Below are 19267 nucleotides of genomic sequence, written 5' to 3' on the forward strand. Positions count from 1 at the left end.
ACCAGCGGTCGCCCGTCGTACCGGCGAGCGGCGCGCGGGCGGAGCGGCCCGGTGACCTCCGGCAGGGCCGGCGAGTCGACCGACCGGATCGAAGCCCGCGGCACCCCCGCGCGGCTGCTCCTGCTCACCGCCGCCGTCGCGCTGACCGCGCTGGTCGCCGCCGGGCTGGGGTGGACCGCCCCGACCCACCTTCCCGCCGACGACCCGCTCGGCGGGCCGGCCCGCTTCGGCCTCGCCGTCGCCGTGTTCGCCGTCGCCCAGCTGGCGCGGCTGCGCTTCCGCACCGCCGCCGGGATGGTGAGCATCACCTGGGGCGAGGCCGCGCTGATCATCTGCCTCTACCTGACGCCCACCGGCTGGCTCCCCTCCGCCGCGCTCCTCGGCGCCGCGCTCGCCTGGTCGGCCATGTCGCTGCTCGGCGACCGGCGGCCGGTGCTGGAGGTCGTCCGGATCACGGCGTCGCTGACCGCCGCCACCGCCCTGGCCGTCTCCGTCACCACCGTGCTCGGCGAGCCGCTGCTGGCGACGCCGACCCCGGCGCTCGCCCTGGCCGTGCTCGCGGGCTCGGTCACCTACCTTCTCGCCACCGCCTGGCTCGGCGGCGCCACCCTGGCGCTGCGGCACGGCATCCCCGTCGCGCCGCCGCTGCTCGCCGCGCTGCGGGGCAAGCTGCTGATGTTCGTCGGGAACGTGGCCGTCGGCCTGGTCGTGGTGGCGCTGCTGGAACTCGACGCGCGCTGGCTGCTGCTGCTCCCGCCGCCGCTCTGGCTGCTCCAGCAGACCTACCGGCACCGGCTCCGCGCCGACCAGGAGCGGCGCACCTGGCGGGCCTTCGCCGAGGCCACCGCCGCGCTCAACCAGCTCGACGAGCGGGGCGTCGCCACGGCCGCCGTGACCGGCGCGCTGACCCTGTTCAACGCCGAACTCGTCGACGTCGACGTGGCCCGGAGCGACGGCCGGTGGCGGCGCTACCGGGGTGACCCGGGCGGCCAACTGGTCGACCGGGAGGTCGCACCGCCCGACCGGACCGAGCCGGAGGACCACGAGCTGGTGCGTACCCTCTCCGTGGGTGCGGCCCGGGTGGGCGAGCTGCGGGTCCGGTTCCCGCGCTGCGCGCCCCCCAACGCGCGGGAACGCGACGCCGTGGCCGCGTTCGGCGACGCGCTCGCCGCCGCGCTGCACGACGCCGCGACCCACCGCGAGCTGCGCCTGGTCACCGCCCGCTCGTCGTACGAGGCGGTGCACGACCAGCTCACCGGGCTGGTGAACCGGTCGGCCCTGCTCAGCAAGGGTGACCAGGCGCTGCGCCAGCTCGCCCACGACCACCCGGTGGCGCTGCTGCTGCTCGACATCGACCAGTTCAAGGAGGTCAACGACACCCTCGGGCACGCGGCCGGCGACCAGCTGCTGCGGTTGACCGCCAACCGGCTGGGCGCCCTCGCCCGCCCCGGGGACCTGCTCGCCCGCCTCGGCGGCGACGAGTTCGCGCTGCTGCTGACGTCGGTCCCGGTGATCGGCGACCGGGCCGCCCCGATGGCGTACGCGCTGCGGCAGGCCCGCGAGATCGCCGAGCGGCTCGCCGCGCCGACCGAGGTGGCCGGGGTGCGGATGTCCGTCGAGGTCTCCGTCGGGGTGGTGGTCGCCGATGCCGGCACCGCCGACCTGACCGAGCTGCTGCGCCGGGCCGACATCGCCATGTACCAGGCCAAGGAGGGCGGCGGCAGCGTCGCCGCGTACGACTCCGCCCGGGACGCCGCCAGCACCGACCAGCTGGCCCTGCTGGCCGAGCTGCGCGAGGCGCTGAAGACCGACGACCAGCTCGTGCTGGCGTTGCAGCCGGCGGTCGACCTGACCACCGGCGCCCCGACGGGGGTGGAGGCGCTGATCCGCTGGCGGCACCCGCGCCGGGGCTGGCTCGGGCCGCACGACTTCATCCGCCCGGTGGAGAACAGCGAGCAGCTCGGCACCTTCACCCGCTACGTGTTGGACAAGGCGCTCGCCGTCGCCGCCGGCTGGGCCCGCGACGGGCTCGACGTGCCGATCTCGGTCAACCTGTCGGCGCGCAGCCTGCTCGATCCCCGCCTGCCCACCGAGATCGCCGACGCCCTGCGCCGGCACCAGGTGCCGCCGGACCGGCTGGTCCTGGAGATCACCGAGACGGTGGTGATGAGCGAGCTGGAGGTCATCGACGAGGTGCTCGCCACCCTGCGGTCGATGGGCGTGCAGCTCGCCGTCGACGACTTCGGCACGGGCTTCTCCTCGCTGACGTTCCTCACCCGGATCGCGGTGGACGAGCTGAAGGTGGACCGTTCCTTCGTGATCCGGATGGCCGACTCCCCGGAGGCGGCGGCGATCGTACGGACCACCGTCGGGCTCGCCCACGAGCTGGGGCTGCGGGTGGTCGCCGAGGGCGTGGAGACCGCCGAGCAGCGCCTCGCGCTGGCCGAGCTGGGCTGCACGGCCGCCCAGGGCTACCACTTCTTCAAGCCGATGCCGGCCGACAAGATCGGCGCGGTCCTCGGCACCCTGCTCGACGAGGCCCGCCCCAACGTCTTCCCGCTGCGCGCCGACGGCGCCTCCTGACCCCACCCGCCGTACGGCCGGTCCACGTCGGAGCGCGGGCGGGCGCGTCACCGGGTGGTTATGGTCGTCGGGTGAACCGACTCGCTGACGCCACGAGCCCGTACCTGCTCCAGCACGCCGACAACCCGGTCGACTGGTGGCCGTGGTGCGAGGAGGCGTTCGCCGAGGCGAAGCGCCGGGACGTGCCGGTGCTCATCTCGGTCGGCTACGCCGCCTGCCACTGGTGCCACGTGATGGCCCACGAGTCGTTCGAGAACGAGCAGGTCGGCGCCCTGATGAACGACGACTTCGTCTGCGTCAAGGTGGACCGCGAGGAACGCCCCGACGTCGACGCGATCTACATGACCGCCACCCAGGCGATGACCGGGCAGGGCGGGTGGCCGATGACCGTCTTCGCCACGCCCGACGGCACCCCGTTCTTCTGCGGCACCTACTTTCCCCGGGCGAACTTCGTTCGGCTGCTCCAGTCGGTCGCCGCGGCCTGGCGGGACCAGCGCGACGCCGTCGTCCAGCAGGGCGCCGCCGTGGTCGAGGCGATCGGCGGCGCGCAGGCCGTGGGCGGGCCCACCGCGCCGCTGGACGCCGCGCTGCTCGACGCCGCGGCCGACCGGCTCGCCAAGGAGCACGACGAGGTGAACGGCGGTTTCGGCGGTGCGCCGAAGTTCCCGCCGCACATGAACCTGCTCTTCCTGCTGCGGCACCACCAGCGCACCGGCTCGCCGCGCAGCCTGGAGATCGCCCGGCACACCTGCGAGGCGATGGCCCGGGGTGGCATCTACGACCAGCTGGCCGGCGGCTTCGCCCGCTACTCGGTCGACGGGCACTGGACGGTGCCGCACTTCGAGAAGATGCTCTACGACAACGCGCTGCTGCTGCGGGCGTACACCCAGCTCTGGCGGCTGACCGGCGATCCCCTCGCCGCCCGGGTCGCCGCCGAGACCGCCGCGTTCATGATCGACGACCTGGGCACCCCCGAGGGCGGCCTGGCCTCCGCCCTGGACGCCGACACCGAGGGCGTCGAGGGGCTCACCTACTCCTGGACGCCGGCCCAGCTCGTCGAGGTGCTGGGGGAGGACGACGGCCGCTTCGCCGCCGACCTGTTCGCGGTCACCGACGAGGGCACGTTCGAGCACGGCACGAGCGTGCTGCGGCTGGCCCGGGACGTCGACGACGTCGCGCCCGAGGTGGCCGCGCGGTGGGAGCGGATCCGGGCCCGGCTGCGCGAGGTCCGCGACGCCCGGCCCCAGCCGGCCCGCGACGACAAGGTGGTCGCCGCCTGGAACGGGCTCGCGGTCACCGCGCTGGTCGAGCACGCCGCGCTCACCGGGGATCCCGTCACCGCCGCCGCGGCGGTCCGCATCGGCGAGGTGCTGGCCGACCGTCACCTCGTGGCCGGGCGGCTGCGCCGCGTCTCGCGCGGCGGGGTCGTCGGCGAGCCGGCCGGCGTGCTGGAGGACCACGGCTGCGTGGCCGAGGCGTTCTGCGCCCTGCACCAGCTCACCGGGGAGGGCCGCTGGCTGACCCTGGCCGGTGGACTGCTCGACGTCGCGCTGGAGCGGTTCGCCGCGCCGGGCGGCGCCTTCTACGACACGGCCGACGACGCCGAACGGCTGGTCAGCCGCCCCGCCGACCCCACCGACAACGCCACCCCGTCCGGGCGCTCGGCGATCGTCGCGGCGCTGGTCGCGTACGCGGCGCTGACCGGGGAGACCCGCTACCGGGAGGCCGCCGAGGCCGCCCTGTCGACCGTGGCGCCCATCGTCGGCCGGCACGCCCGGTTCACCGGTTACGCGGCCACCGTCGGCGAGGCGCTGCTCTCCGGGCCGTACGAGGTCGCGGTGGTCACCGACGAGCCGACCGGGGACCCGCTGGTCGCGGCGGCACACCGGCACGCCCCGCCGGGCGCGGTGATCGTGGCGGGCCGGTCCGGCCAGCCCGGGGTGCCGCTGCTCGCCGACCGGCCGATGGTCGACGGGCGGCCCACCGCGTACGCCTGCCGGGGTTTCGTCTGCGAGCGCCCGGTGACGACGGTGGACGACCTGGTCGGCCAGCTCACCCGGCGCTGACGGCTCCGGCCGGCGCTGACGTTGCCGGCCGGCGCATGCTCCCGGCTGCGTGCAGCGCGCCCGTGGTCGGGGCCGATGCGCCATCCGGCGGCGCAGGTGGCGGGGCGTCCCGATAGGCTGGCGCCGCTATGGATTCCCGTACCGGTCTGCCCGTTGTCGGCATGGTGGGCGGCGGCCAGTTGGCCCGGATGACCCACCAGTCCGCGATCGCCCTCGGCCAGTCGCTGCGCGTGCTCGCGCTGGCCCCCGACGACGGCGCCGCGCTGGTCGCCGCCGACGTCCAGTACGGCGACCACACCGACCTCGCCGCGCTGCGCACCTTCGCCAAGGCCTGCGACGTGGTCACCTTCGACCACGAGCACGTCCCCACCGAGCACATCCGCACGCTGGCCGCCGAGGGCGTGAAGCTCTTCCCGCCGGCCGACGCGCTGCTGCACGCCCAGGACAAGCGGGTCATGCGGGAGCGGCTCGGCGAGCTGGGCGCGCCGAACCCGGCGTGGCGAGGAGTCGCCGAGCCCGCCGACCTGGTGGCGTTCGGCGACGAGATCGGCTGGCCGGTCGTGCTCAAGGCGGCCCGTGGCGGGTACGACGGCCGGGGCGTGTGGATGGTCGACGACGCGGGGCAGGCCGAGGAGCTGGCCACTACCCTGCTGGCCGGTGGCACCCGGCTGATCGTCGAGGAGCGGGTACCGCTGCGCCGGGAACTCGCCGTGCAGGTGGCGCGCTCGCCGTTCGGGCAGGTCGCCGCGTACCCGGTGGTCGAGACGGTGCAGCGCGACGGGATCTGCGTCGAGGTGCTCGCCCCCGCACCGGGCCTGCCGGAGGAGCTGGCGGTCGCCGCCCAGCAGCTCGCCATCGACCTGGCCACCGCGCTCGGCGTGGTCGGCCTGCTCGCCGTGGAGCTGTTCGAGGTCGCCGACCGGGCCGCGCCCGGGGGCAGCCGGATCGTGGTGAACGAGCTGGCGATGCGGCCGCACAACTCGGGGCACTGGACCATCGAGGGCGCACGTACGTCGCAGTTCGAGCAGCACCTGCGGGCCGTGCTCGACTACCCGATGGGCGACACCTCGCTGGCCGCTCCCGTGGTGGTGATGGCGAACGTGCTCGGTGGCGAGCCGGGTGGGATGTCGATCGACGAGCGGCTGCACCACCTCTTCGCGGCCGAGCCGGGCGCCAAGGTGCACCTCTACGGCAAGCAGGTGCGACCCGGCCGCAAGATCGGGCACGTCACGGTGCTCGGTGACGACCTGGACGACGTACGGGCGCGGGCCGCGCGAGCCGCCCGCTGGCTACGGGAGGGTCAGGCGTGAGCTTGCGGGCCCCGCAGTCGCGAGTGAGAGGCAGGCACGCGTGAGCACCGTTGGACTGATCATGGGCAGCGACTCGGACTGGCCGACGATGAAGGCCGCCGCCGAGGTGCTGGACGAGTTCGAGGTGCCGTACGAGGTCGAGGTCGTCTCGGCGCACCGTACGCCGATCAAGATGATCGACTACGGGCGCGCCGCAGCCGACCGGGGCCTGAAGGTCATCATCGCCGGGGCGGGTGGCGCCGCCGCCCTGCCCGGGATGGTCGCCTCGGTCACCCCGTTGCCGGTGATCGGGGTCCCGGTGCCGTTGAAGCACCTCGACGGGATGGACTCGCTGCTCTCCATCGTGCAGATGCCGGCCGGCGTGCCGGTGGCCACCGTGTCGATCGGCAACGCCCGCAACGCCGGGCTGCTCGCCGTCCGTATCCTGGCCGCCGCCGACCGCGCCCTGCTCGACCGGATGTCGGCCTACCAGGCCGACCTGGAGCAGTTGGTCGCCGAGAAGGACGCGGCCCTGCGCGCCTCCCTCGCCTGACATTCCCGTGCCCGGACGGACCCTGGGACTCGTCGCTGTCGGTGACGAGTGCTGGGGTTGCGCAGGGTTACGGTGACGGCTCGGGGCGCCAACCCCTCCTCCGCCCCTTTGCTCTGCATACCTCCGCGCACCAGCGTACTGAGCTGGGGTTTTCGTAAAGCCGCAGTGGTTGACGCCTCAAGCATTCGTCACGCGCGGTGACTGTTGCATCCATGGGTGCAGAGCAAAGGGGAGACGGGGCGTGCGCCCGGTCGAGCCGAGGAGTCACGCTACGTGTTCTCCGGACCGGTGATCCAACGGCCGGCCTCCCGACGGGGCCAACCAGCAGTGGCAACTGATCGCGGGGGGACGGGCCCCGCCGGTCTCATCGCATGCCGCGCAGGGCCGTCTGGAGGCGTTCCTGGGCCCGGCGCCGGCGCTCGTTGCTCGCGCCGAGCGCCAGCAGCAGGATGCCGACGGGGATCAGGGCCAGCCACGGTCCCAGGCTGAACAGGGCGTGCACCGCCGCGATCGCCGTCACGGCGGCGCCCACGATCACCGGCGCCTGCTGCTGGCTCATCGACCCGAAGACGAGGACGGCCACGGCGCCGAGCAGCAGCAGCACCTGGCGCAGCGTGCTGGAGTCGGTGGCCAGCACGATCGCCAGGGTCGGCACGAACGCGGCGACCAGCGCGGGCCCGTACGCGACCCAGCTGCTCAGGTCGGGCCGGTGCCGCAACTCGAGCACGCCGACGAGCAGGGCGAGTGCCGCGAAGGGCAGCGTGTAGGCCTCCGGCAGCGCCACGTCGGCCACCCGCATCAGGATCCACCAGGCGGCGATCTCGCAGACCACCACCGCCCAGAACAGGATGCGGCGCTCCACCGGCCGACGGCCCGGTCGGGTCGCCGCGACGCCCAGCACCGCACCCCAGCCGGCCAGCAGCGCCGCGATGTGCCGGGGCGAGTCGAAGGCCAACGCCAGGGCGATCAGGGCGGCGGCGTACCCGCTCCACTCGACGGTGGCCGCCTCCCGCTGGGCCTCGGGGCGACGCAGCCGGGGCAGGGTCGCGGCGAACACCTGGAGGGCCGCGCCGACCGCCAGTACGCCGAACGCGGACCAGACGGCCGCGAGGCCGGCCACCAGGCCGGCGGTGAGCACGAAGAGCTGCGCCATCAGCGAGGCGAACAGCCAGCCGAGGATGCGCGCCCGCTGGGTGGTGCCGAAGATCGCGGCCACCGCGCCGACGCCGACCGCGCCGCCCAGGGTGAACAGGGTCAGCTCCCGCGTCGCCAGGCCGCCGACCAGGCCCGCGCTCCCGGCGGCCAGGCCGATGGCGAAGACGAGCACCCGGGCCAGCCGCAGCGAGCGGGCCCGCTCGGCCAGCGGCGGGGGCGGGGTGAGCGCCAGGCCCAGCATCGAGATGGTGAACACGGACAGCGCCGCCAGGGTGCTCGCCGGCCAGCCGTTGCCGAGCGAGACCGGGGTGATCAGCAGGGTGACGGCGGCGCCGGGCAGCACCACCGGCACGGCCCGGGAACGTCGCCCGCCGCTGAAGCCGGTGGCGGCCAGCGCGGCGGTCGCGGTGAGCAGCAGCGCGGTCAGCACGTGGGTCGCGTCGACCGCGTCGGGTGGCGGGGTAAGCAGCTCCGGCGGCGGCCCCTGCCAGACCCGGCCGAGACTGCGGTGCGGGTCGACCAGGGCGACGACCAGGGACGGCGCGATCGACACCAGCGCCAGGGCGGTGGGCAGCGCGGCGGCGGCGAGCGCACCGGCGGCGGGGCTGACCCGCCAGCGGCGCCGCGTGCCGTCATCCGGCAGTCGCCGCAGCGCGCCGTCCAGCAGCACCGACCAGCGCCGGACCGGCTGGGCCGCGCCGACCGGCGGTTCCGTCGCGCCCCGCACCAGCTCGGCGAGCACCCCGAGCAGGGCCGCCGCAGCGGCGTAGACGCCGACGGGCATGCCGGCGGGGACGGCGGCCAGGGCGCTCACCGTGGCGCCGCCGACCACCGCCGCGCTCGCCCAGGGCAGGTATTGCGGGATCCGTCGCCGGACGGCGGCCACCGCCGCCAGACCCAGGCTCGACGCGGCCAACGCGGCGGTGAGCACCACCTCCGGCGCGCGCCCGAACTCGGCCGCCAGCGCCGCGACGGCGCCCGGGAACGCGAGCAGCGCGGCACCGGCCGCGGCGCCCCCGATCTGGGCGAGGTGCGGCGGCATCCCCTCGGTCTCGATGTCCTCCACCAGCGGTACGGCCAGCGACCGGGCCAGCGCCGCCACCACTATGCCGATCAGCGCGATGCTGCCCAGCGCCAGCGCGGTGGTCCACGGCCGGACCAGTCCCGCCCCGGCGGCGTGCAGGGCGACGACACCGGCCACGACCGCCCGGGACAGGCCGGCGCGGGGGTCGACCGCGGCCACGGCGGCGGCCCCGAAGACGGTGGCGACCATGCCGCCGACCAGGACGGGCGACCACCACGGCAGGTCGAACGCGGCCGGAGCGCCGATCGTGGCGAGCACGGCCGCCGCGCCCGACACGTCGTACTTCCAGGGTGGCGGCAGCAGGACGGCGGCGGCGACGCCGAGCAGGGCCAGCGCGACCGGGGCCTGCCACGCCGACCCACCGGTCGGCCCGGCCGGCCAACCGGTCAGGTCACCGGCCCAGATCGGGCCCGGGGTGGCGAGCACCCCCAGCCCGCCCCGCAGCGCGCTCCAGCCGGCCAGCAGCCCGATGAGCACGCCGCCGACGGCGAGGCCGACGATCGGCCCCCGTCGCCACTCCTCCGGCATGGCCCGGGCGGCCACGGCCACCACCAGCACCAGCGCGGCGGCGACGGCGAGCTGCCCGCCGGGGGCGAGAACGGCCGCGATCCGGGCCAGGGTGGCGATCAGGGCGGCGGTCACGGCCGCGGCGGCCAGGTCGGAGCCGTCCAGGGTGAGGTCGGAGCGCCGGCCGGCGTCGATGGGACCGGCGAACACCACCATCGCGGCGGCGACGAGCAGCAGGCCGCCGACCCAGGCGTCGGCGGCGGTGGCGCCCGGGGCCCCGAACGCGGCGGCGGTGACCGTGACCGCGCCGAGGGCGGTACCCACCGCCAGCGGCGTCGGGATGCGACGCTGGGAGACCTGCACGATGGCGGCGTGCCCGAGGGTGACGCAGACCGCCAGGAAGCTGGCCGCGAGCACCGGGACGGTGACCTCGCGCAGGCTCGCCGGGGTGGGCGTCGGATCGACCGGCACGGTCGCGGCGACGAAGGCGGCCACCGCGCCCGGCAGCGCGAACGCCGCGCCCCCGGCCGCCCAGGCCGAGACGGTGTCGGCCGCCGCCGGAGCGAGCCGCATCCGGGGCGCCACGGCGACCAGGACCCCGGCGGCGAACAGGGTGAGCAGGACCGCGGTGGTCAGCGCCGGTCGGGCCAGTCCCGCGCCCGCGCCGAACAGGCCGACGCCGGCGGCGGTCGCCGCGTGCGCCAGCGCCGCGCGTTCGGTGCGGGCGGAGAGCCCGACCACCCCGATGCCGACCGCCGTCAGCACCATCGGCCAGGGCGCCACCGCCCAGCCCAGACCGAACGACGCCGGTACGGCGAGCGCGGTCAGCGCCGCGCCGACCACGGCGAACTCCCGGCGGATCTCGGGCGGCAGGGCCAGCACCGCGGCGACGGTCAGCAGGAAGGCGCTCGCGGCGAGCTGCCAGGCCGCCGGTCCCACGGCCGCCGACAGCTCGGCCGGGTAGCGGTCCAGATCGGCCGCCCAGGCCGGCAGCGCGGCCCGGACGGGGGCGACCCCGGCGCGCAGCGCGCCCCCGGCGACCACCACCCCGCTGACCGTGAGCGCCACCGCCGAGGCGAGCTGCGGCCCGCGTCGGGCCGCCTCCGGCACCGCCCGCACGGCCAGCCCGGTCAGCGTGATGACCGCCGCGATCAGCAGCAGCGCCCGCCCGGGGAACGCCACGGAGGCGATCCGGCTCAGCGCGCCGATCACGGCGAGGGTGAAGATCCCGGCGCCGAGGTCGGGCAGCGGCGGCCGGCGCAGCACCAGGGTCCCGGCCAGCCCCACCGCGGCGGCCAGCAGCAGCACCACGCCGGCCCCGGTGGCGGCCGGCACGGTGTTCGCGCGGAGCAGGGCGGAGACGGCGTACGCGAGGGCGACGGCGACCGCCACCCCGTGCAGCGCCCAGGTCAGCTCGCGCAGCGCCGGCACCGGGCGGGCGGCCGGGACCCGGTCCTGCGCCGGCGGCCCGCCGTCGAGCACCTCGCCGGCCTCCTCGGGCGCCCCCTCCGGCCGGCTGTCGGCGCTGCGCTGCCGGGGCGTGGCCGGGGACCCGGCGGGTGCCGCCGAGGGCCCGGGCAGGTCCCGGCGGACCGGCCGCTCCACGGTGACCGCGGACCGCGCCAGCCAGAGGTCGAGCAGGGCCACCGCGGTCAGCACGAGTGCCCAGCCGGCCGGGCCGGTGATCCGGTCGGACGCCAGCAGCGGCAGCACCGGCTGCGCGGCCAGCACCGTGGCGAACCGGGGCGCGCGCAGCCCCGTCCAGCCCGCGTAGCCGAAGGAGACGCCGGCGGTGACGGCGAAGATGACGCCGGCGAAGACCGCGCCCGAGGCGCCGCCGTTGCCGATCCGGTCCACCGCCCACAGCGCGTAGCCGGCGAGCGGCACCAGGAGCAGGCCGACCGCGGAGATGGTCTCGGCGGTCGAGGTGAGCCCGCGCCGGGCCAGCACCGGCGGGGCGAGCAGCATCAGCACGGTCGCGAGCAGCAGGATGCCCAGCCGGGCCAGCGCGTCCATCGAGCTGGTGGCCACCGCGGCGAAGACCACGGCGGCGACCCCGAGCAGCAGCGCGCCGAGCCCGAGGGGGATGTTCTGGACCTCGCGGGAGGACGCCTCCGGGGGATGCTCCGGGTCGTCGGCGTCGAGCCAGGTGGCGGTCGACGGCGGGGGCGGCGGCGGGTCCTCGGGGCCGCCGGGGGTGCCCTGCCGGGGGACCCGGGGCGGGGCGCCGGTGGCGGCCGTGGGCGGCCGGCGGCCCGGCCTGCGGCGCAGCACCCGACGGGGGCGGGTGGCCTGCTTGAGACGTTCCTCACCGGCGTGGGCGAGGATGTCCCGCTGGAAGAGCGCGGCCTGCATCTTGGCGGCGATCTGCCGCTGCTCGCTGGCGATGGCGGCCTCGCGGGCCTTCATCTCCGCGATCGAGCGCTCGATCTCCGCCAGGTGCTCGACCCACTGTGGCTGGTGCGCACCGCAGTGCGGGCAGCTGGCGGCCGGTTTGATCTCCCGGCCGCACGAGGAGCACTGAAAGCTCGCCACGACACCCCTCCACCCGCACTGTGGACTCCCACCTTGGCAGCATGCCCAATGTGGGCGCGGATTTCGACAGTTGTCGGCGGGTCCGGGGCAAAGATCGTCCACGCGTACGGCGAACGGCCGGTCGCGGAGCGTGCTCCGCGACCGGCCGTCGGTCGTCGATCGTCAGGGGCGGCCCATGCCGCGGTACTCCCAGCCGGCCTGCGTCCACAGTGCCGAATCCAGGCAGTTGCGGCCGTCGACCACCTTGCGTCCGGCGGCCAGCTCGCCGAGGGCCACCGGGTCGGCGTTGCGGAAGTCGGCCCACTCGGTGAGTACGCAGACCAGGTCCGCCCCGGTCACGGCCTCGTTGATGCCGGGCTCGTAGACCAGCTCAGGTGCCACGGCGCGCGCCCGCTCCATGCCCTGCGGGTCGTAGACGTGCACGTCGGCGCCCGCCTTGCGCAGCAGCGAGGCGACGGAGAGCGCCGGCGCGTCGCGTACGTCGTCGGTGTTGGGCTTGAAGGTCGCGCCGAGCACGGCCACGCGCGTGCCGGAGAGATCCGGTCCGGCGGGCCCGGAGCGGCGGCCGAGCAGCTCGGCGGCGAGCTGGACGACCCGGGTCCGGCGGCGCAGGTTGATCAGGTCGACCTCGTGCAGGAAGCGCAGCGCCTCCCCGGCGCCCAGTTCCTGGGCGCGGGCCTGGAACGCGCGGATGTCCTTGGGCAGGCAGGCGCCGCCGAAGCCGAGCCCGGCCTGGAGGAACCGGTTGCCGATGCGCGGGTCGAAGCCGATGGCCCGGGCGAGGTGGGTGACGTCGCCGCCGGAGGCCTCGCAGACCTCGGCCATCGCGTTGATGAAGGAGATCTTGGTGGCGAGGAAGGCGTTCGCGGCGACCTTGACCAGCTCGGCGGTGGCGAAGTCGGTGACCACCAGGGGCACCTCGCGGTCCTCGGTGGCAGCCAGGTCGAAGACGCCCTTGTGGGCGGCGTAGAGCATGCCGTTGGCCCACTCGCTCTTGACGCCGACGACGATCCGGTTGGGCCGCAGCACGTCGTCGACGGCGAAGCCCTCCTGGAGGAACTCCGGGCTCCACGCCACCTCGACGCCCAGGTCGGCGGGGCTGTGCTTGCTGACCAGCTGTTCCACCCACTCGGCGGTGCCGACCGGCACGGTCGACTTGCCGACGATCAGCGCCTTGCGGGTCAGGTGCTGGGCCAGGCTGGTGACCGACGCCTCGACGTACGACAGGTCGGCGCCCATCCCGTCGGCGCGCTGCGGCGTGCCGACGCAGATGAAGTGCACGTCACCGAAGTCGGCGACCTCGGCGATGTCCGTGCTGAACCGCAGCCGCCCGGCCGCCAGGTTGCGCTTGAGCAGCTCGTCGAGCCCGGGCTCGTGGATCGGCACCTCGCCGGCGTTGAGCATGGCGATCTTGTCGGCGTCGACGTCGAAGCCGAGGACGTCGTACCCGAGTTCCGCGTAGCAGATGGCGTAGGTCGCGCCGAGATAGCCGGTGCCCAGGAAGGTCACCCGCGGTCGCTGCGCGCCGGAGGGGGGCGTCACCGCAGCGATGGCGGGCATCGGCTGGGTGTTGGGGTACGGGATCGTCACGCCTGTCTTCTCCGCTCGCGCTGGCGTCGCGTCGTCGCGTCGCGTTCTGCTGCGGCGCCTGGGCGGGCACCGGAGGGACTCTAACGTCTGCCTGTTCCATCGTCGCCGGGCGGCGTCGGCGCTCCGCCACGTCCAAGCTACGCGGCGGTAACATGACCCCGGACCGGGTCGCTATCCTTCAGTCTGCGCCGTCGGCGGTCAGGAGACGCTACAGACAGCGCATGATAGCGGTGAAGGGGAGGGGCCGACATGGCCGCAGAGCAGTCGTTCGACGTCTACCGGTTGCCCGAGGAGCACGAGGCGATCCGGGAGGCGGTCCGTGAGGTCTGTGCGGCCAAGGTGGCGCCGCACGCCGCCGAGGCGGACGAGACCGGCGAGTTCCCGAAGGCGTCCTACGACGCGCTGCGGGCCGCCGACTTCCACGCCCCGCACGTCCCCGTCGAGTACGGCGGCGCGGGCGCGGACGCCCTGGCCACGGCCATCGTGATCGAGGAGGTGGCGCGGGCCTGCGCCTCGTCCTCGCTGATCCCGGCGGTCAACAAGCTCGGCACGATGCCGCTGCTGCTGGCCGGTTCCGAGGAGCTCAAGCGGCGCTACCTGACCCCGGTGGCGGCGGGCGAGGCGATGTTCTCGTACTGCCTCTCCGAGCCGGAGGCCGGCAGCGACGCGGCGTCGATGACCACCCGCGCGGTGCGTGACGGCGATCACTGGGTGCTCAACGGCGTGAAGCGCTGGATCACCAACGCCGGGGTGTCGGAGTTCTACACCGTCTTCGCGGTCACCGACCCGTCCGCCCGGTCCCGGGGCATCTCCGCCTTCGTGGTCGAGAAGTCCGACGCCGGGGTCAGCTTCGGCGCCCCGGAGAAGAAGCTCGGCGTCAAGGGCTCGCCGACCCGCGAGGTCTACCTGGACAACGTCCGGATCCCCGCCGACCGCATGATCGGCGCCGAGGGCACCGGCTTCGGCACCGCGATGAAGACCCTGGACCACACCCGGGTCACCATCGCCGCGCAGGCCATCGGCATCGCCCAGGGCGCGCTCGACTACGCCAAGGGGTACGTCCAGGAGCGCAAGCAGTTCGGCAAGGCGGTCGCCGAGTTCCAGGGCGTGCAGTTCATGCTCGCCGACATGGGCATGAAGCTGGAGGCGGCCCGGCAGTTGACGTACGCCGCGGCCGGCAAGTCCGAGCGGGGCGACGCCGACCTGACCTACTTCGGCGCGGCGGCCAAGTGCTTCGCCTCGGACGCGGCCATGGAGATCACCACCGACGCCGTGCAGCTGCTGGGCGGCTACGGCTACACCCGGGACTACCCGGTCGAGCGGATGATGCGGGACGCCAAGATCACGCAGATCTACGAGGGCACCAACCAGGTCCAGCGCATCGTGATGGCCCGCCAGCTCCTGAAGGGCTGAGCCGGTCGGCGGGCGGGCCGCTCGTCCGGCCCGCCCGCATCCTCACCCGGCTCCCGGCCCGGCCGTCTCCCGGCCTGGGCGTCACTTGATCTCGGTCGTCGTGTCCTCTTCCGGCCGGTTGCCGGTGCGCGGCGGCGCCGACCACGGCGACCCCCCGCCGGTGCGGCGCGGCAGCGGCTCCGTCGGCGTCGGGTCCGGGTAGCCGAGGCTCGGCGGGGCGGTGTCCCGGTCGGTCGACTCGGCCGGCGGCCAGTCGGTCAGCGTGAAGTCGTTGCGCTCCGGCCCATCGGCGGGCGCCGGCGTCGGCTCGACCGCCGGTCGGGGCCACCGCCGCCAGCGCTGCCCGCTGAAGGTGGCCACGACCAGCAGCAGGCCGATCAGGAAGAGCGTGCCGTTCTCCACCGGCAGGTGCAGCGGCAGGGGGTCGCCGAAGACCTTCCAGCCGTCCGGGATGCGGTTCCGCACCTCGAAGGGCGCGACGAACATCGCCACGTACGGGGTGGCGAGCAGCAGCCCGGCCACGAGCGGGCCGAGCGGTGACGTGCGCAGCGTGCCGAGCAGGCCGAGCAGGACCCCACCGACGGCGAGGTAGACGGCGGGCTCGATGAGATTGGCCGAGTTCGACGTGCCGATCTCGACCCAACGGTCGACGGTGCCCGCCGACCCGTCCTGCCCGAGGGTGACCAGCACCCACGTGACGGGCGCCACCACCAACCCCGCGAGGAAGCTCCAGAGATGTCGCATCCGCGCACCGTACCGTTTCCGACATGACCGAGCACCCCTCCACCGCGCCGGCCGGCAAGCCGACCTCCTACTCCCGGGTCACCCTGAGCCGGATCATGACCGCGGTCGACGTCAACCTCTACGGCACCGTGCACGGCGGGGTGCTGATGAAGTTCATCGACGACGTGGCGGGGGCCGCCGCGGCCCGGCACAGCGGCGGCACGGCGGTCACCGCGGCCATCGACGAGATCGTCTTCACCGAGGCGGTCCGCGTCGGTGACCTGCTGCACGCGCACGCCCAGGTGAACTGGACGGGGCAGACCTCGATGGAGGTCGGCGTCCGGGTGGTGGCCGAGCGGTGGGACTCGGCCGAGGACGAGCCGGTGCGGGTGGCCACGGCGTACCTGGTCTTCGTGGGCGTCGACCTCGGCGGCGCGCCGCGGGCGGTCCGGCCGGTGCTGCCGGAGGGCCCGGAGGACGAGCGCCGGTTCCGGGAGGCGGAGATCCGCCGCGCCCACCGGCTGGCCCGCCGTCGCGCCATCCAGGCCCACCGCGCCGGCTGACCGGGTGTTAGGAAGGGCACCTTCCTCTACAAAAGCGTTAGGAAGGTGCCCTTCCTGACGCGGCACACACCGCAGGGCGGCAGGGCATGTGGGTTCGGCACGTGCGCCGACGGAGGTCGGGTACGGAGAATGGCGCTCTGAGGTAGGGCAAGATGGCGCCACGGCCCATTTCACAGTGTCGTGCGGGGCCAGGGGAGGGTGGAGCAGTGGGTGACGTGCTGTGGACGCCGCCGGCGGACGTACGCGAGCGGTCCCGGATCGGAAGCTACCTGCGCTGGCTGCGCGAGCACCGGGGGCTGGACTTCGCCGACTACGACGAGCTGTGGCGCTGGTCGGTCACGGACCTCGACGCGTTCTGGCGGTCGGTCTGGGACCACTTCGAGGTGGTCGCGCACACCCCGCCGACCGCCACGCTGAGCGGCCGGGGGATGCCCGGGACCAGGTGGTTCCCCGGCGCCACCCTCAACTACGCCGAGAACGTGCTGCGGATGCCGGGCCTGGCCGACGACGACCCGGTGGTCATCGCGCACGGCCAGACCCGGGCGCCGGTCACCCTCACCGCCGCCGAGCTGCGCGAGCAGGTCCGCCGGGTGGCCGCCGGGCTGCGCCGGCTCGGCGTCACCGCCGGCGACCGGGTCGCCGCCTACGCGCCCAACATCCCCGAGACGTACGTGCTGCTGCTCGCGACCAGCAGCCTGGGCGCGATCTTCTCCTCCTGCGCGCCGGAGTTCGGCACCCGCAGCGTCACCGACCGGTGGCAGCAGATCGAGCCGAAGGTCCTCGTCGCGGTGGACGGCTACCGCTACGGCGACAAGCCGGTCGACCGGCGCGGCGAGGTGGCCGCGATCCGGGCCGCCCTGCCGTCGGTGAAGCACACCGTCGGCATCGCCTACCTCGACCCGGCCGGGGATCCGGCCACCGCGCCGTCCGGCGGCGCTCCGGACCGGCCGGCGGGCGCGTTCGAGGGAGCACTGGCCTGGTCGGAGCTGGCCGCCGACACCGACGAGCCGTTGACCTTCACGCCGGTCCCCTTCGACCACCCGCTCTACGTGCTCTACTCCTCCGGCACCACGGGGCTGCCGAAGCCGATCGTGCACGGCCACGGCGGCATCCTGCTGGAGCACCTGAAGATGCTCGCCCTGCACCACGACCTGGGCCCGGCGGACCGGTTCTTCTGGTTCACCACCACCGGCTGGATGATGTGGAACTTCCTGGTCTCCGGGCCGGCGGTGGGCGCGGCGATCGTGCTCTTCGACGGCAACCCGGGCCACCCCGACCTGGGCGCCCTGTGGCGGCTGGCCGGGGAGACCGGCACCACGTACTTCGGCACGTCCGCGCCGTTCCTGCTGGCCTGCCGCAAGGCCGGGCTCGTACCGAAGGAGGTTGCCGACCTCTCCGCGCTGCGTGGGGTCGGCTCGACCGGCGCGCCGCTGCCCGCCGAGGGCTTCACCTGGGTGTACGAGACGGTCGGCGACGACCTCCAACTCCAGTCGCTCTCCGGCGGCACGGACGTCTGCACCGGCTTCGTCGGCGGCGTACCGCTGCTCGCGGTGCACGCCGGTGAGATCACCTGCCGGGCGCTCGGCGCCAAGGTGGAGGCCCGTTCGGCCGACGGTACGCCGGTCGTCGGCGAGCTGGGCGAGCTGGTGATCACCGAGCCGATGCCGAGCATGCCGGTCGGCTTCTGGAACGACACGGACGGCACCCGCTACCGGGAGGCGTACTTCGACCTCTACCCGGGCGTCTGGCGGCACGGCGACTGGATCACCATCAACGACCGGGGCGGCTGCGTGATCACGGGCCGCTCCGACGCCACCCTCAACCGGGGCGGCGTGCGGCTCGGCACCGCCGAGTTCTACTCGGTGGTCGAGGGGCTCGACGAGGTCGTCGACTCGGTGGTCGTGCACCTGGAGGACGACGAGGGCGGCGCCGGCGAGCTGCTGCTGTTCGTGGTGCTCGCCGAGGGCCTGGAGCTGGACGACGCGATGCGGAAGAAGATCTGCCGCGAGCTGCGTACGGCCCTGTCGCCCCGGCACGTTCCGGACGAGATCCACCAGGTGCGGGCCGTGCCGCGCACCCTGTCGGCGAAGAAGCTGGAGGTGCCGGTGAAGAAGATCCTCACGGGCACCCCGGTGGACTCGGCGGCGGCCAGGGGCGCCCTGGCCAACCCGGAGTCCCTCACGGCCTTCGCCACCCTCGCCCAGACCCGCACCCCCCGCCCCTGACCCACACCTCCCGCCGCCCCGCCCTGCTCCCTCCGCCCCCGACCCGGCCGAGCGTCGCCGCGCCGGCGCGCGTCGCTGCCCCGGCCCGTGCGTCGCCGCGCTGGCGCGCGTCGATCATGCAGTTGTGGCGCCTCGCAAAGGGGGCTTAATGGCGTCTTCCGCCCACCACAACTGCATGATCGACGCCGAGGCGGGGCGGGCGGGGCGGCGGGGCCGGGAGGGGTGGGCGTCAGGGGAGGGGGTGGGTTACTCGTTCCGTGGTGGTGCGGGTGGGGAGGGTGGACGGGTCGAGGTTGGCGCAGAGGACCGTGGTGGCGGTGGCCGTCAGCGGGGCGAGCAGCCAGTCGACCGGATCGGGATACCTCCCCGTGTCGATCAGGACCCGGTCGCCGGAGGCGATGCCCAGTTCCGTGGCGCGGGCGGTCGCGCGGTCCAGCAGCGCCGCCTCGCCCGGGCCGCCTGGGGCGTACGGGCTGAAGTGGTCGCCGTGGGCGCGCACCTCCGACACGTAGTCGGCGAAGCCGGACGGCACCTGGCGCATCGGCAGGGCGAACGGGTGGAGGGCGAGGACGTACCGCTCGCCCGCCGACCAGGCGTCCGCCTCGGCCACCCGGGTCGCGGCGGTGAAGAGCACGTCCACGTCGCCCGGCGTGTCGTCTGCTGCTGCTCCCCGCCACCCGGGAAGAGCGACGGTCAGCCCGGCCGACCAGCAGCCGAGCAGCACCGCGGCGGTCTGCCAGTGCGGGGGTAGCAACACGCCGGCGACGTCGCCGGGGCCCACGCCCACCTCGTCGACGAGCAGGTTGGCCGTCTTGGCCACCCAGTTCGCCAGCGTGGCCCCGGAGAGCTCGGTCCGTTCACCTGTGGCGTCGTCGTACCAGGTCAGCAGCGGTCGGGTCGGGTCGGTCGCGATCGCGTCGGCGAAGACCCGGGCAATGTTGTCGGCCATCGGCGCGAACGATACGCCCCCGGCGGCCGTAC

Annotated in this window: 10 protein-coding genes and 2 pseudogenes; 8 read left to right on the plus strand and 4 right to left on the minus strand. The window is 74.9% G+C overall.

The window, feature by feature from the left end; genetic code table 11:
• Positions 1-87 precede the first annotated feature (87 nt).
• The 5 genes and pseudogenes from EV374_RS09000 to purE all read left to right on the plus strand — a co-directional run bounded on the left by EV374_RS09000 (position 88) and on the right by purE (position 6491).
• Complete coding sequence (locus tag EV374_RS09000) at positions 88-2583, plus strand: putative bifunctional diguanylate cyclase/phosphodiesterase (protein ID WP_486485676.1); 2496 nt, start codon at positions 88-90, stop codon at positions 2581-2583.
• Between the two features lie 71 nt (positions 2584-2654).
• A pseudogene (locus EV374_RS33295) lies at positions 2655-3885 on the plus strand (thioredoxin domain-containing protein); the annotation flags it as partial.
• A gap of 59 nt (positions 3886-3944) precedes the next feature.
• Positions 3945-4649, plus strand: a pseudogene (locus EV374_RS33300) (hypothetical protein); the annotation flags it as partial.
• A gap of 128 nt (positions 4650-4777) precedes the next feature.
• Positions 4778-5959: a 5-(carboxyamino)imidazole ribonucleotide synthase gene (locus EV374_RS09010; RefSeq protein WP_132233502.1), complete on the plus strand. Its 1182-nt coding sequence runs from the start codon at positions 4778-4780 to the stop codon at positions 5957-5959.
• Positions 5960-5999: 40 nt separating this feature from the next.
• Entirely contained in the window at positions 6000-6491 is a 492-nt protein-coding gene (purE, locus tag EV374_RS09015; protein ID WP_132233504.1) for a 5-(carboxyamino)imidazole ribonucleotide mutase, read from the plus strand.
• Between the two features lie 364 nt (positions 6492-6855).
• Here purE and EV374_RS09020 read toward each other — a convergent pair whose 3' ends face one another.
• Entirely contained in the window at positions 6856-11772 is a 4917-nt protein-coding gene (locus EV374_RS09020) for an SCO7613 C-terminal domain-containing membrane protein (protein ID WP_132233506.1), read from the minus strand.
• Positions 11773-11934: 162 nt separating this feature from the next.
• The gene (locus EV374_RS09025; protein WP_132233508.1) at positions 11935-13362 is read right to left on the minus strand and encodes a UDP-glucose dehydrogenase family protein; all 1428 of its coding nucleotides are present in this window, start codon (positions 13360-13362) and stop codon (positions 11935-11937) included.
• Between the two features lie 249 nt (positions 13363-13611).
• Here EV374_RS09025 and EV374_RS09030 point away from each other — a divergent pair, with 249 nt between their 5' ends.
• On the plus strand, positions 13612-14775 hold the full coding sequence (locus EV374_RS09030; RefSeq protein ID WP_132233510.1) for an acyl-CoA dehydrogenase family protein: 1164 nt from the start codon (positions 13612-13614) through the stop codon (positions 14773-14775).
• Between the two features lie 81 nt (positions 14776-14856).
• Here the strand turns inward: EV374_RS09030 and EV374_RS09035 are convergent, their stop codons facing one another.
• Positions 14857-15519: a hypothetical protein gene (locus EV374_RS09035; RefSeq protein WP_132233512.1), complete on the minus strand. Its 663-nt coding sequence runs from the start codon at positions 15517-15519 to the stop codon at positions 14857-14859.
• 23 nt (positions 15520-15542) lie between these two features.
• Here EV374_RS09035 and EV374_RS09040 point away from each other — a divergent pair, with 23 nt between their 5' ends.
• Complete coding sequence (locus EV374_RS09040) at positions 15543-16061, plus strand: acyl-CoA thioesterase (protein WP_132233514.1); 519 nt, start codon at positions 15543-15545, stop codon at positions 16059-16061.
• Positions 16062-16267: 206 nt separating this feature from the next.
• Positions 16268-18286 (plus strand): acetoacetate--CoA ligase, encoded by a 2019-nt coding sequence (locus EV374_RS09045; protein WP_132233516.1) that lies wholly within the window; start codon positions 16268-16270, stop codon positions 18284-18286.
• A 229-nt stretch (positions 18287-18515) separates the two neighbouring features.
• Here the strand turns inward: EV374_RS09045 and EV374_RS09050 are convergent, their stop codons facing one another.
• Positions 18516-19235 carry a TIGR03089 family protein gene (locus EV374_RS09050; RefSeq protein WP_132233518.1) on the minus strand — a complete coding sequence of 240 codons (720 nt, stop codon included), beginning with the start codon at positions 19233-19235 and terminating at the stop codon, positions 18516-18518.
• Positions 19236-19267 lie beyond the last annotated feature (32 nt).

The organism is Micromonospora sp. CNZ303, assembly GCF_004345505.1.

What these genes read in the sequence shown, in the direction of transcription:
- EV374_RS09010 (WP_132233502.1), top strand. Translation starts at nt 4,778, where the DNA reads ATGGATTCCCGTACCGGTCTGCCCGTTGTCGGCATGGTGGGCGGCGGC.
- EV374_RS09030 (WP_132233510.1), top strand. Translation starts at nt 13,612, where the DNA reads ATGGCCGCAGAGCAGTCGTTCGACGTCTACCGGTTGCCCGAGGAGCAC.
- EV374_RS09035 (WP_132233512.1), bottom strand. Translation starts at nt 15,519, where the DNA reads ATGCGACATCTCTGGAGCTTCCTCGCGGGGTTGGTGGTGGCGCCCGTC.
- EV374_RS09040 (WP_132233514.1), top strand. Translation starts at nt 15,543, where the DNA reads ATGACCGAGCACCCCTCCACCGCGCCGGCCGGCAAGCCGACCTCCTAC.
- EV374_RS09050 (WP_132233518.1), bottom strand. Translation starts at nt 19,235, where the DNA reads ATGGCCGACAACATTGCCCGGGTCTTCGCCGACGCGATCGCGACCGAC.